Genomic DNA, 12405 nt, shown 5'->3' with positions numbered 1-12405 from the left:
CGGTCGGGCCGTCGCAAGTATCGGACGCCTTGCCTATCGATATCTATCGACGCATAAACGTACCGTCCCGGTTAGGAGCGGACATGACCGGCGAGCACCTTCACGAGCTTCTGCACGACGACCGCCAGCTTCTCGACGTCCTGTACTACCAACTGACTAACTAACTAGTGGAGGGACTGAGTACGGGGAAGTGTCCACATCGCGCGCTGACTGGTCGGGGGCGCGCTGGCGAGCCCGCCGTCCCCCGCGTACGCCTGGCTGTTCTTGACGCCGGGAATCGGCTGCGCTGGCCTAGGAGGAGGGCCGCAACGAGGCGGCGGAGGAGCCCGGACACGGTGTGTAAGCGTTCACTCGCGGGGGGAGGCCAATTTCGGTACGAGCCTTGGCTTGCTCTCCCGCTGTGCCGTGCTGCGGCGACTACCAGTGCCTGTGGCGGATCCGTCTCTGATGGGTGTGCGTGCTTCGGTTCAGCGGCCCGGTCCCATCATGCCGTGACCCATGCCGGGACCCATCATTCCGTGACCCATGCCAGGTCCCATCATCCCGCCGTCCATCATTCCGCTCATCATCGCCGGCATCCCTTCGACGACGAATCCGGTGACTTCGCGGGCATGTTCGCGAATGGCGCTGGTCAGCTCGGGGTCGCTGGAGGTTTCGACCACCACCACGCCGCTGGCTGTGAGCGTGATCTGACGTTGATAATCGGCAGCACGGCGGAACAGGGTGGGCAGGCTTGAGCTCATGCAGGTGACTTCACTGCCCTGATCGAGGTGGGTATACATCGACGAGACGTGGGCCTGCAGTTCGGCGACGAGGTCGGCGGCGTCGGATTCGGTGGTGGTGCGCACCCCGCCGGGAATCTCTTCGACGGTGCGTCGAAGCTCCTGATGCCGCATGAACATGTTCATGTAAGCGCGCATATCCATACCGGTCGCGCCACCCATCCCGGGTTGGGCACGGCTGACAGGTATGTCGATAATGTTGCGCAAGACATACCCCAGGCCGAAGAGGGCCCCACCGGTGGCCAGCATTCTCAGCGCCGCTCGCCTGCTCATTCCGGTCATATCCGATGATCTCCTCGTGCTCTACATGTCGTGGGAATTCGCGTTGTCGGCGAACGCTTGGTGCAAGTTGCTTCCGTCTTAAGGCATTGGCGGCTTCGTGCCCGACGATCGCCGACTTAACGAGACAGTCTGAGATTGCTCCTACCGCAGCGTGAATAGGCTCTTGTGCGCTACGGACGGGGTGTAGTCGGCGTGGTTGTCGGCGGCTGCCACTGGCCGGGACCCCAAGGGCCTGAAGGCCCCATGTTCCCCGGTGACCACGAGCCCTGCGGTCCCATCATGCCCGGGCCCATCATGCCGGGCCCCATCATGCCGGGCGTTCCTTGACATTGCCCCCGATTACCGCCGAAACCGTCGGTGGCCCTGCCGATGAAGAACCCGGAAAAGAACACAACTGCAACGATGAACACTGCTGCGGCGGCGATGCCACTCCACGCCAAGGCGTGGTTCACCCCTCTGCGCTCTCCGGCCCCGGCGATTCGTTCACTTGTCGATTCAGGTGTATCGGTCATGCTTCCAATCTCCTTCGCTGTATCCGATTCTTGAGGTGCACGGTCGACCGGCACCGCACGATCCGCCGTCGGCGAGCCCGCGGCACTTGAGTCATCGTGATTCCTGGCTTTCGCGCAGCAGCGTCATTCGCCGCCGAAACTCATCCGCGTCGATGTCACCCTGCGCAAACCGTTGTGCCAAAGCATCTTCGGACCGGAATGAGGCTGCTGAATCAGCACGGTTGCGCTCTGTATCGCTACCGGCGAGATACCGGACGGTTAGCACGACCGCGGTGATCAGGGCGGCCGAGAACAGCACCATCACCGCGCTCATGAGGATCCAGCCGCTCCACCCCCAACCGCCCCACATGCAGCCGTCCGTGCCGTACATCATGGTTGCGAAACCCTTTCACTTGACTGGCCGGGAAATGTCTTACCTGGCACCACGATGAACTGGCAGGGTGCCCCGACGGTAGGGCCGATGTGCCTCAATATGCCCGCCAAAAGTGCGGAAACCCGTGAAGTTCCTGGCTCCGTGGAACGGCATCGACCAACGATCACTTTCCTTGCAGGCTTTTGCCTCGGCCCCAATCTACAATACCCCCACCGGTATCGCGGCGATAGTCTAGGGCCGGACCCAAACAAGGCTTTGGTCATCCGTGGGCGGCGGCAACAGCACGGCCCGGGCGAGCAATGCGCTGGACCGGTTCCAAACGTGAGAAGGACCGTCGGCGCTGCACCTGACGCCGGGCGATCAGCGCAGCGAGAACACGCCCGCGACGGACGCGAATCGCGAACCTGCCATAGGGATATTCGGTTTCGTGCTCCTCGGCCCGTCTGTCGATGTCGGCCCCATCGTTGACCCCGCAACCGCAGGTGACGGTCACAGCTTGGTCACCGTTGCATTCTTTGTCGCGTTGGCTCCGCACGCAGGGCAAAGCACCACCTGGTTGCCGGTGGCGGCCAGCAGCGATTCCGCCGACGCGAACAGGTCCATCGGCTCTGGGCGATTCAGGGAGTAGAACATCTGCTGGCCATCCCGGCGCCCGGTGATCAGGCCGCATGGAATAGGCAGGCCAGATGCGCAGACACAGTCCACTGTGCAATGCCCGACACGCTGATCAGATCCGCCGGCGCCATGCGTTCCCCGGCGCTCGGGATCGACGAGGCAGATCGACTCGCCATTCGGGCGGCTAGTGGTGTCGCTGGCGCCGACGCGGAGGCGTCTTAGGCCAATCTTAGGCCCGCTTAGACGTCAGATCTGCCAGTCCTGGGCTCCGTCGTTTTCGTCGTAGATGCCGACGGAGTTCTTGACGACGACCGGGTCCCCGCTGCCGAAATTGTCGTAGAACCACTGCGCATTCGCCGGGCTCAGGTTAGGGCAGCCGTGGCTGACGTTGCGTTTACCCTGATCAGCCACCGACCATGGCGCACCGTGAACGAAGATGCCAGCGTTGTTGATGCGCACCGCGTCCTGGACCTTGAGCTTGTAACCCTCAGCTGAGTCGACCGGCACACCGTAGGTGGAGGAGTCCATCACCATGTCGGCGAACTTCTCGAGCACGTAGTAGGTGCCGTTGGGCGTTTCGTATCCGGGCTTCCCCAAAGATACCGGCATCGTCTTCTCGAGTGTGCCGTTGCGCATGACCTCCATTTGGAGGGTGGCGTTGTCGATGGTCGCCACCAACGAGTCGCCGGTGCGGAAACTCGATTTCGTGCCGCTGGCATCGATGCTGACCGTGGTGTTGGCGGGCCAGAAGTCGATGGGCCGCCATCTGAGTTGGTTTGCGCTCATCCAGTAGAACTTCCCGGGGACTGCGGGGGTGGAGGAGATGTGGACGGCTCGCTCGGCCAGCGCGCGGTCGGCGATCGGCCGTTGGAAATTGATGATGATGGGTTTGGCGACGCCGACCGTCGAGCCGTTCGTCGGGTTGAACGTGGGGGGAGCGAAGACCGGTGGGCCGAGGTACGGCGCTGGGTTCTGGCCGGCGGGTGTCTCCTCGGCGGCCGTTGACGACGGGCCGGGAAATGGGCCGGATAGCGGAGGGAGGAAGGGATTCGGCGCTGTCGAGTCGGGGACCGTGAGGGGGTCGCCGGGTGTGGGCACGGGTATTTGTGGCTCGGCGGAGGCCGACGGCGCGGTCAGCACGGTCACAGCCGCTAGTGCGGCCGTCATCATGGCCATTAATGGCCTGGGTGGCGGGCACCGCATGCGGGCCTTCTCCCTTCCACTGGTCGCCGGCCGATGCTCGCGGCGGCTGACGACGATTTGTTGCTACGTAGTTTCATAGTAGATGATGTGGCGTCGGGTGCGGCAGCATGGGTGCGGACCTGCGTGGTAGATGAGTAGGTTCGGACACGGTGGATGCGGAGGGTGTCGGACGTCGTGGATGGTGTCACCGCTATCGCTACGTCTGGTCACGTGCTCCTCGCGGTGTTCGTGTCGGCGTTGGCTGGGTTGGTGTCGTTCGCATCGCCCTGCGTGGTACCTCTCGTACCCGGGTATCTGTCCTACCTTGCAGCGGTGGTCGGCGTGGATGACCAGGCGCGTGCCCAGCCGCTGGGCAGGGCACGTCTGCGGTTGGCAGGGGCCGCAGGGTTGTTCGTTGCCGGGTTCACGGCGGTGTTCCTGATGGGAACCGTCGCGATTCTGGGTCTGACGACGACGATCATCACCAATGGAGTGTTGTTGCAGCGCATCGGCGGAGTCGTCACGATCGTGATGGGTCTGGTGTTCATGGGTTTTTTCCCTGCGCTGCAACGCGACGCACGCTTTACTCCCACGTCGTTGTCCACCCTGTGGGGTGCGCCGGTACTTGGGGCGGTGTTCGGGCTGGGCTGGACCCCGTGTTTGGGCCCGACGCTGACGGGGGTCATCGCTGTCGCATCTGCTACCGAGGGGCCCAACGTCGCTCGCGGAATCGCACTCGTCGTCGCCTACTGTGTGGGCCTGGGCGCTCCGTTCGTGCTATTCGCGTTGGCATCCGGACGGGCGATGCGGGCACTGGGCTGGCTGCGCCGAAACACCCGGCGTATTCAGGTCTTCGGCGGCGTGCTCCTCGTCGCGGTCGGCATCGCCCTGCTGACCGGGCTGTGGAACGAGGTGGTGTCGTGGGTGCGCGATGCGTTCGTCACCAACACCACACTTCCGATATGACGCAGTCGCGTTCGAGCGCACCGCGCCGTCGCTCTTTCCGGGGACAAATTGTGTTGTTCGTGAAGGGCCGGAGCCGTGACGGTGAAAACATCGCGGGATCGGAGTGGGGGCGGTGATGGCGACGTCTGCCGCTCCCCGACGCTGGGTGGTGCGGGTTGTGTTGCTGGGTGTGGCAACGATTTCGGGCGTTACCGCCGCGGCGATCGGCGCTTTAGCGTTGCCTGAGGTTCTTGCGGTGACCGGGCTCAGCGATCCGGGGCCCTTCACTACCTACGGGCTGTCGTTCGTGCGCGCCGCCGGAGAGATCGCTGCGGTGGTGGCGATCGGACACTTCTTGTTCGCGGCGTTCCTCGTGCCGCCGCAGCCCAGTGGAGTACTCGACGTCGACGGTTACCGGGCGCTTAGGGTGGGCGGTGCCGCTTGTGCGGTATGGGCTGTGTGCGCTGCGCTGTTGGTGGCGCTGACGATCTCCGACGTGTCGGGGGTACCGTTGACCGAGCTCACCCCGCTGGACATATGGTCGGCGGCCGACCTGGTCGAAACCAGCGCGGCATGGCGCACCACCTCGATTCTGGCGGCGTTCGTCGCCGTAGCGAGCCTGACGGTGCTGCGCTGGTCGTGGACTCCCGCACTACTGGCGGGCGGCCTGATGACGTTGATGCCGCTGGCCGTGACGGGGCATTCCTCATCGGGCGGCTCACACGACATCGCGACCAACAGTCTGATCATTCACCTGGTGGCCGGGACATTGTGGGCGGGCGGATTGCTGGCGCTGCTCGTGCACACGCTGCGAGATGGCAGCCACACCGACATAGCCGCCCGGCGGTTCTCGGGTCTGGCGCTGTGGTGCTTCGCGGCGATGGCCGTGAGCGGAATCGTCAACGCGGCGGTCCGGATCGACGTGTCAACCATGCTGGACAGCAGCTACGGGCTCCTCCTCGTGGCGAAGGTGACGGCGCTGGTCGGCCTCGGTGTGATCGGCTGGCGACAGCGACAGACGTCGATCGTTGCGCTGCAGCGTGATCCGACGTCGCGCCGACCCCTTCTTCGGCTCGCACTCACAGAAGCCGCCCTGTTCGGCGTCGCAATTGGAGTGGCGGTCGGGTTGGGTCGCACGCCACCGCCGCCCGCGACGCGCGAACCGCTTCCGGCTGAGGCTGCGCTCGGCTTCGATCTCGCCGAGCCGCCGACGATCGCCCGGGTGTTCGTGGAATGGCGATTCGACCTGATCTTCGGCACGGCGGCGTTCGTCATCGCCGGTATCTACCTTGTTGCGGTGTATCGGCTGTCTCGCCGCGGCGCCCCGTGGTCAACGCGGCGCACCGTGTCGTGGCTGATCGGTTGCCTCGCTTTGCTATTCGCCACTTCATCAGGACTTGGCATGTACATGGCGGCAACGTTCAGCATGCACGCCGTCGCTCAATTGATGCTCACGATAGTGGTGCCGGTGTTGCTCGTGCAGGGCGCACCGGTGACCCTCGCGCTGAAGGCATTGCAGGCAGTCGATCCCAACGGGGTGCCTGGTCCCCGCGAATGGCTTGTCAGCGCGCTGAATTCATCATTGTTGCGTTTCATCGCTCATCCGTGGACGGCGCTCACGCTTCTGGTGGTGGGCGTCTACGGGCTCTGCCTCAAGGTCGTCTTCGATGCCGCCGTGAGCGAACACGCCTCGCACATGCTGATGATCGGGTACTTCCTGCTCAGTGGAGCACTGTTCTTCACCGCTGTTGGCGGTGTGGAGCCGGTGCCACGGTTGATGCCCAAGCGGGGCCGGATCGCGATGCTGTTGTTCGCGCTGTCGCAGTTCGTCATTGCTGGGGTCGTGGTGATGAACATGCGTGAGGTTCTCGGTGGCGCCTTCTACCGCTCCTTGAAACTGAGCTGGCATGCAGACTTGCTGAGCGACCAGCGGTTGGGAGGCCAAGTCATCGCTGCCGGCGGGCTTGTGGCGGTGATGGCGGTGATCGCGGTGCAGATCGTGCCGCGCCGCCGCTCGACTGCGATCGAGCAGATGACGACCACGGCTAGCCTCGGCTCATGACGAGGTACCGCACCGTCGGCATAACGGCCTGCATCGCCCTGGTCCTGGGGCTGAGCGCGTGCAGTGACACCGCCCCCGTATCGCGGCGTGACATCGCCGTCACTCACAACGACGCCGATGTCGCCTTTCTCCAGCAGATGATTCCTCACCATGCTCAGGCCATCGAGATGTCCGATCTCGTGGTGACGAAGTCAGACGCCGACCCACAGGTCGCCGCTCAAGCCGTGTCCATCAGCAGCCGGCAGGCATCCGAGATCGAGATGATGCGGGGCTGGCTGGCGCTGTGGGGTGTGGGCCCGGCCGCCGCGCAGCAGCATCATCCGAACCAGTGCGGCATGGTCTCGTCCGCGGATCTCACGGCGTTGCAGAACGCCGGTGATGCCGCAGCCAACCGCCTGTATCTGGAACTGATGATCGCGCACCACGCAGGGGCGATCAAGATGGCGCGTACCGAGGTCGATGCGGGACATAGCCGCTACGCAACCTACTTCGCACAGGGAATCATTTCCTCGCAGCAACGCGAGATCGACGTGATGCGGTCGATGTCGACCCCCGGCATCGCCGTCGACGAGGCGGCGCCGGCATGTTAGCGCCGATGGCGCCATCCACGTGCCGAGGTGTCGAACCGCTGCGCCCTGGGGCCGCCATCAATCACCGCGGCTATCCGTTCAAGGCCTGTTCGACTGCGGTCTTCAAGTCGTCGTAGCTCCTGAACTCCACTTCGGTTCCGTCGAGGAAGAAGGTCGGTGTGCCCTGGACACCGAGGGCCTTACCGTCAGCCACATCGACATTGACACGATCGAGTGTGGCGGGGTCGTTGTAGGCAGCGTCGAACGCCGCCATGTCCAGCCCAAGTTCGGCGGCGAACCCGCGGAATCGGGAGTCCGCCGGAGTTTGCTGTTCGCCCCACTCACTTTGCGTCTCATACATCTTCTTGTACATGGGCTCGAACTTGTCCTGCTGAGCGGCCGCCTCGACCGCACGCGCCGCCCGCTCTGCATTGAAGTGCGACTGAATGGGGAAGTAGCGGATGACGAAGTTGACGCGGTCCCCGTACTCGGCGCGCAGCTGTTCGACCATCGGGAAGGCCGCGCGGCACGCTTCGCATTCGAAGTCGAGGAACTCGACGAAGGTGACATCGCTATTTGGCACGTTGGTGAGGCGGCGACTGTTTTCCCGGACCAGCTGACCGACGTCTCCACCCTGGGCTTGCGCGGAGCCGGGTGTGTCCTTGTCCTGTGCCGAGAGATAGACGCCAACCCCGATGATCATGGTGATGACCGCGAAGACGGTCAGCAGAATGCGTGTGAGAGGTGCCATTCGAATGCGTCCTTCTTGAGTTTCACCGAACGTCTATGATGCGCCGGAGCAGCCGTCTACCGCAGCTCCGACTCGGACCGTGCCCGCGGTTGAGCATCGCGTGTCCGACTATATACGGAGGAAGACCGTAGATCTGTTATGCCCTCGGTTGGCGGTGCGAGGCTCTGTGGGCGGCGAGGCTCTGGCCTGCCGGTCTCATTTCTCGGTTCTAGTTCTCTTCTGATGATGTCCCCACCCTCCCTGTTTCAAGCAGGCACGCCGTCAACAACCTGTCAGGTCACGACACCTAGCCCGTGACGGCACACTTGCCATCCGCGGGCATGTACGTAGGCGGATAGTAGGAGCCGGTGCTTACCCGGCGTGCCGTCGGCCCTGATGTCCGTGGGGCTGACAAGCTACGCACGTGAAAGCCGTCGTCTCCGGACTTGTCGCTATGACCGTCTTGCTCTTCGCGCCGACGCCCATGGCCGCCGCTGAGATCGGACAGCGCGTCGCGCAGGCAGACGCCTACCTCGCCACCCGTCCCGGCGTAGTGGGCTATGTGCTTCGCGACCGGACAACCGGAGAGACTCACCGCAACGAGGTGGCCAACACGATGATGTGGACCGCATCCACCATCAAGCTGGCGATGGTGGTCGATCTGTTGACTAGGGCACGCGCCGGCCAGATCACCTTGACCCCGGCCGACCGCCAACTCATGGCCGACATGATGCACTCATCGGACAGCGGCGCTGCGGATACGCTTTGGGAACGCTATAGCGGACCGGACAACATGGCGTTCAACCGCAATTTCGCCACGTACGGACTCACTAGCCTGCAACCGCAGCCTGGGTTCAGCAGCACGCACCCGTACTGGGGCTTTCAGAAGGCCACGAGCGAGGACCTCGACCGGCTGATGAATTACACCCTCACGAGCTTGCCTGCGGCCGAAACCGCGGCGATCGTGTCGGAGATGCAACACCTCGATGCCAACCAACAATGGGGAGTCTGGGGAGCGGGCGCGGCCATGATTCCCGGCAACAAGAACGGGTGGTCTCAAGAGCAGGGCGGCTGGGTCGTCAATAGCGTCGGTTTCGCCGGCCCTCGACAGCGCTACACGTTGGCGATCATGAACTCGCTCAACGGGGAAGGCGGCTACGGCGATGGTGTGGAAACGACCACCCGCCTGGCGCAAATCCTGCTTGCCCCAGCTTAGTCACCACCAGCGGACCTAGGTGATGTCCGAGACGAGGGACGGTCCGGCCGACGGTACGCGGCGGCGGCAAATCGACGACCTAGTGGTCGATGCTGTCGGCCCGACAGGTGTACCAGCGAGGAAATTCGTTACAGCTCACGCGGACGGAGTTCGTAATTGAGCGGGCACTACCCGACAGTCTGGGAGAACCAGCGACGTGCCGGCGACTTCAGAAGCGTCATGGGGGACTTGGCATTCCGGACCTCGGCCTGCATTCGGCGTGCATGTCGCAATCTTCGTCGCGAGCTCGATGGTGACTCGACCCGTCTGCGCTACCTCCGCACCGTCCGCGTTGGCTACCGTCTCGTCGGGTGATGCGGTCACGCGCGAAGGTGAACGGCTTGGCGCGCTTGCTGATTGGGCGATCTCGGTCAGCTCTCGATAATCCGTACGACGTACGGTGTCATCCCAGCGTGGCGCACTGGTGAGACTTTGATGGGAACGCCAGTTCGTTGCGCCTCGATCATCTGTCCTCCGCCCAAGTAGATCGCTTCGTGTTGACTTCCGCCGGGCCCCCAGAACAACAGGTCGCCGCGTTTAGCCTGAGAGGGAGGAACCTTTCGGCCGGCGTCGTACTGGTCGCCGGACCATCGCGGCAGCAGCACTCCGACGCCGGCGAAGGCGAACCGCGTAAGGCCTGAACAGTCAAAGCCGACGGTGTCCGCTCCCTGGTCGACGCCGCGGGTTGGGCCTGTGAGGCTTCCCCCACCCCAGGAGTAGGGGACACCGATTTGTGTTCCCGCTCGGCGGATGACGTACTCGATCGCTTGGGGACCATTAACGCGATTTCCGCGCACGCTCGTCGACGGATCTGCGGCAGGACTGACGATTCCCAGGCTGCTGAGGAAGTTGCGACCCATATTCATCGCCGTCTGCGTCGCCAAAGCCGTGGCCTGAAGCGATGCGTTCGCGATGGCGACCGGATCACCGGGAGCGCCTGCGCTCGGCAGCTTTGGAAGGAGGGGGTCCCAGGGACCGGCAGCAGGTTGGGCCGACGCGACCGGTGCACATGCGAGCAAAAGCAAGATAACGGTCGCGATAACTGCGGGGAGCCGTCGAGCGAGTCTCGCAATGCGGATCGCCGGGTCGGAACGGTCAGCGCCGGCAGGTGCTTCACCCTTGCCCCGGGCGTGTGATTCCATGTCTTCTCCTCGGTGCGCCGCGCGGCGAGCTACTCCCACGCGCCAATAGCGGGCTGAATCGCGAACGTGAGCGCGGCACAAATACGTACCTACTACGTAGGAAAGATAACTCACATTAGCCCCGTCAGTAACAGCAGTCACATAATTACAGAGGTGGAATTTGCCGCGCGGTTCGCTTCGGCGGGGCGACCGCTGGACGAAGACCGTTTCTACGGCCGGGGAAGAATGCGTGCGGGAAGGTTGCCGGGGTTGAAGGGAAGAGCGCCGAATGGACTGCGCAGCAACAGGTGTCAGCGGCGTTGGGCCGGGAGCCATGTCGGCTCGGTGTCGAGAACTGCGGTTGCTTAGCGGTTGGCATCCCCGGCCTTCATGGTTCGCCTCCACCGCGCCGCATTACCTACGCATAGACACATGCGCATATAACTATGTATTGTGAACTCATGACGAAAGCGGCGACACTGACGACGGTCACTGCGCCGAACCGCACGGCCCGGCCTACCGGGTTCGCGGACGGTGACACAGCTCAGGACGATGATGGCCAATGCAAGTGCTGAAACGACTTTCGACCATGCCGACACCAGTGGGGCCATCTTGTTCGCCGACATGTCTGGCGACACGGCACTCATCGAGATCCACGGCGATCACGTCGCCGCCCACTTCGCAGTCATGGTCAATGTAGCGCTGGGGCCCGGCGACGAGCTGATCAAGACGATGGGTGATGCCGTCATGGTCGCCAGTGCGGACGCGCCTGCCGCGCTGGCCTTCCTGCACCGATTGGGCGTTGCAGCGGGGCTTGCCATGGGCTTTCCGATGCTTTGTGCAGGGGTCAGCGCGGGAACGGTGGTGAGACGGCGCGGCGACGTCTACGGGACGACTGTGAACGCCGCGGCGAGGTTGGCCGCACTCGCCGCACCTGGGCTGATCGTTATCGGTCGCGACGTCGCCACGGCCGCCGCCGATCTCGGCCTTCCCCTCGCAGCACTCGGGCTGGTGAGCGTCAGAAACATGGCCAACCCGATGGAACTGTTCGCAGTGGACATCGGCGGGGAACACCAGCAGCACTTCGACCCGGTGTGCCGGCTACATGTCACCGCCGCGTCCGCCACTGTCACCCGAAGCCGTGACGGCCGAGCCTACCGTCTCTGCTCGACGGATTGCGCCGACCGATTCGACACACGGGCCGGATCTGCAAGCGAGTCTTCGGTCGCGCAGTAGTCACTGTTTGTCACACAACGGTTACGAAATGAATGGAGGGGCCAGGATGGCAACGGCGGCACTGGTGTTCTACGGAATGTTTATCGTTTTGGGGTTCGGGTGGCGTAGCTATCGGCAGTGGCGCCGCACTGGGTCCACGGGTATGCGTGGCTTCCATGGACGGCCGGGGTCGTTAGAGTGGCTTGCCGGTGCCGGCTTCGTGGTGGCAATTGTGGCGGGTGCGCTCGCGCCGATGCTCCAGGTAGCCGGTCTGCTGTCGCCTGTCGTCACGCTCGACGCCCCCTTATTTGCGGCGCTCGGGACGGTGGCGGCGGTGGTGGGTATCGCCGCGACATTGTGGGCGCAAGAGTCGATGGGTGACTCGTGGCGCATCGGCGTCGACGCCGGCGAAACCACCCGACTCGTCGAGGGTGGGATGTTTGGGTGGGTGCGCAACCCCATCTTCACCGCCATGCTGGTATTCGGCGCCGGCGTAGCGCTGATGGCACCAAATCCATTGGCGCTCATTGGCTTCGTCCTGTTGCTGACGTCGATCGAGTTGCAGGTCCGCTTCGTGGAGGAACCGTATCTGCATCGCACGCACAGCGAGCGCTACCGCGATTACGTCAGCCGCGTAGGACGCTTCGTTCCGCGCATCGGATGATCACCGGCCGGGGGACCGTCGGCTTGATGGCGCCTGTGCCCGTGAAAGCCACATCGCTGCGCGGTTGTCGTCGTGAGCGACGGCACACAACGGTGACC

General features: G+C 63.9%; 13 protein-coding genes. 6 read left to right on the top strand and 7 right to left on the bottom strand.

The annotated features are described in order from the left end of the window. Positions 1–467 precede the first annotated feature (467 nt). The 5 genes from MSZK_RS10300 to MSZK_RS10280 form a co-directional block, all read right to left on the bottom strand. A complete protein-coding gene (locus tag MSZK_RS10300) occupies positions 468–1064 on the bottom strand; it encodes a hypothetical protein (protein WP_011767872.1) in 597 nt (198 codons plus the stop codon). A 170-nt stretch (positions 1065–1234) separates the two neighbouring features. After that, a complete protein-coding gene (locus tag MSZK_RS32890; RefSeq protein WP_081437717.1) occupies positions 1235–1576 on the bottom strand; it encodes a hypothetical protein in 342 nt (113 codons plus the stop codon). Between the two features lie 91 nt (positions 1577–1667). Next, entirely contained in the window at positions 1668–1949 is a 282-nt protein-coding gene (locus tag MSZK_RS10290; protein ID WP_011767874.1) for a hypothetical protein, read from the bottom strand. A 489-nt stretch (positions 1950–2438) separates the two neighbouring features. Next, positions 2439–2582, bottom strand: a complete 144-nt coding sequence (locus MSZK_RS33560; RefSeq protein ID WP_371411314.1) for a hypothetical protein — start codon at positions 2580–2582, stop codon at positions 2439–2441. A 228-nt stretch (positions 2583–2810) separates the two neighbouring features. After that, a complete protein-coding gene (locus MSZK_RS10280; RefSeq protein WP_011767876.1) occupies positions 2811–3767 on the bottom strand; it encodes an Ig-like domain-containing protein in 957 nt (318 codons plus the stop codon). Positions 3768–3941: 174 nt separating this feature from the next. On the opposite strand from MSZK_RS10280, the gene MSZK_RS10275 reads away from it, so the two are divergent. The 3 genes from MSZK_RS10275 (at position 3942) to MSZK_RS10265 (ending at position 7343) form a co-directional block, all read left to right on the top strand. Then, positions 3942–4712 (top strand): cytochrome c biogenesis CcdA family protein, encoded by a 771-nt coding sequence (locus tag MSZK_RS10275; protein WP_011896111.1) that lies wholly within the window; start codon positions 3942–3944, stop codon positions 4710–4712. 115 nt (positions 4713–4827) lie between these two features. Next, positions 4828–6753 carry a bifunctional copper resistance protein CopD/cytochrome c oxidase assembly protein gene (locus MSZK_RS10270; protein WP_011767878.1) on the top strand — a complete coding sequence of 642 codons (1926 nt, stop codon included), beginning with the start codon at positions 4828–4830 and terminating at the stop codon, positions 6751–6753. After that, positions 6750–7343 (top strand): DUF305 domain-containing protein, encoded by a 594-nt coding sequence (locus tag MSZK_RS10265; RefSeq protein WP_011767879.1) that lies wholly within the window; start codon positions 6750–6752, stop codon positions 7341–7343. The genes MSZK_RS10270 and MSZK_RS10265 overlap by 4 nt, the downstream gene beginning before the upstream one ends. Before the next feature lie 70 nt (positions 7344–7413). Here MSZK_RS10265 and MSZK_RS10260 read toward each other — a convergent pair whose 3' ends face one another. Then, positions 7414–8073, bottom strand: a complete 660-nt coding sequence (locus tag MSZK_RS10260) for a thioredoxin (protein ID WP_011767880.1) — start codon at positions 8071–8073, stop codon at positions 7414–7416. A gap of 433 nt (positions 8074–8506) precedes the next feature. Between MSZK_RS10260 and MSZK_RS10255 the strand changes: the two genes are divergently transcribed. Then, entirely contained in the window at positions 8507–9268 is a 762-nt protein-coding gene (locus tag MSZK_RS10255; RefSeq protein WP_099247459.1) for a tat pathway signal sequence, read from the top strand. A 410-nt stretch (positions 9269–9678) separates the two neighbouring features. Here the strand turns inward: MSZK_RS10255 and ripB are convergent, their stop codons facing one another. After that, complete coding sequence (gene ripB, locus MSZK_RS10250; RefSeq protein WP_011767882.1) at positions 9679–10449, bottom strand: NlpC/P60 family peptidoglycan endopeptidase RipB; 771 nt, start codon at positions 10447–10449, stop codon at positions 9679–9681. A 513-nt stretch (positions 10450–10962) separates the two neighbouring features. Between ripB and MSZK_RS10245 the strand changes: the two genes are divergently transcribed. Together MSZK_RS10245 and MSZK_RS10240 are read left to right on the top strand one after the other, a co-directional pair. After that, the gene (locus MSZK_RS10245; RefSeq protein WP_233211213.1) at positions 10963–11664 is read left to right on the top strand and encodes an adenylate cyclase; all 702 of its coding nucleotides are present in this window, start codon (positions 10963–10965) and stop codon (positions 11662–11664) included. A 46-nt stretch (positions 11665–11710) separates the two neighbouring features. Further along, a complete protein-coding gene (locus MSZK_RS10240) occupies positions 11711–12307 on the top strand; it encodes an isoprenylcysteine carboxylmethyltransferase family protein (RefSeq protein WP_011767884.1) in 597 nt (198 codons plus the stop codon). Positions 12308–12405: the final 98 nt, after the last annotated feature.

Source organism: Mycobacterium sp. shizuoka-1 (assembly GCF_002723835.1).
Classification (GTDB): domain Bacteria; phylum Actinomycetota; class Actinomycetes; order Mycobacteriales; family Mycobacteriaceae; genus Mycobacterium.
This window is presented reverse-complemented; position numbering and strand designations above follow the sequence as displayed.

Bases quoted from the DNA above. Each gene is read 5' to 3' on its own strand.
- ripB (WP_011767882.1), bottom strand. From the start codon at position 10,449: ATGGAATCACACGCCCGGGGCAAGGGTGAAGCACCTGCCGGCGCTGAC.
- MSZK_RS32890 (WP_081437717.1), bottom strand. From the start codon at position 1,576: ATGACCGATACACCTGAATCGACAAGTGAACGAATCGCCGGGGCCGGA.
- MSZK_RS10265 (WP_011767879.1), top strand. From the start codon at position 6,750: ATGACGAGGTACCGCACCGTCGGCATAACGGCCTGCATCGCCCTGGTC.
- MSZK_RS10290 (WP_011767874.1), bottom strand. From the start codon at position 1,949: ATGATGTACGGCACGGACGGCTGCATGTGGGGCGGTTGGGGGTGGAGC.
- MSZK_RS10270 (WP_011767878.1), top strand. From the start codon at position 4,828: ATGGCGACGTCTGCCGCTCCCCGACGCTGGGTGGTGCGGGTTGTGTTG.
- MSZK_RS10300 (WP_011767872.1), bottom strand. From the start codon at position 1,064: ATGACCGGAATGAGCAGGCGAGCGGCGCTGAGAATGCTGGCCACCGGT.
- MSZK_RS10255 (WP_099247459.1), top strand. From the start codon at position 8,507: ATGACCGTCTTGCTCTTCGCGCCGACGCCCATGGCCGCCGCTGAGATC.
- MSZK_RS10260 (WP_011767880.1), bottom strand. From the start codon at position 8,073: ATGGCACCTCTCACACGCATTCTGCTGACCGTCTTCGCGGTCATCACC.
- MSZK_RS10240 (WP_011767884.1), top strand. From the start codon at position 11,711: ATGGCAACGGCGGCACTGGTGTTCTACGGAATGTTTATCGTTTTGGGG.
- MSZK_RS33560 (WP_371411314.1), bottom strand. From the start codon at position 2,582: ATGTTCTACTCCCTGAATCGCCCAGAGCCGATGGACCTGTTCGCGTCG.
- MSZK_RS10280 (WP_011767876.1), bottom strand. From the start codon at position 3,767: ATGCGGTGCCCGCCACCCAGGCCATTAATGGCCATGATGACGGCCGCA.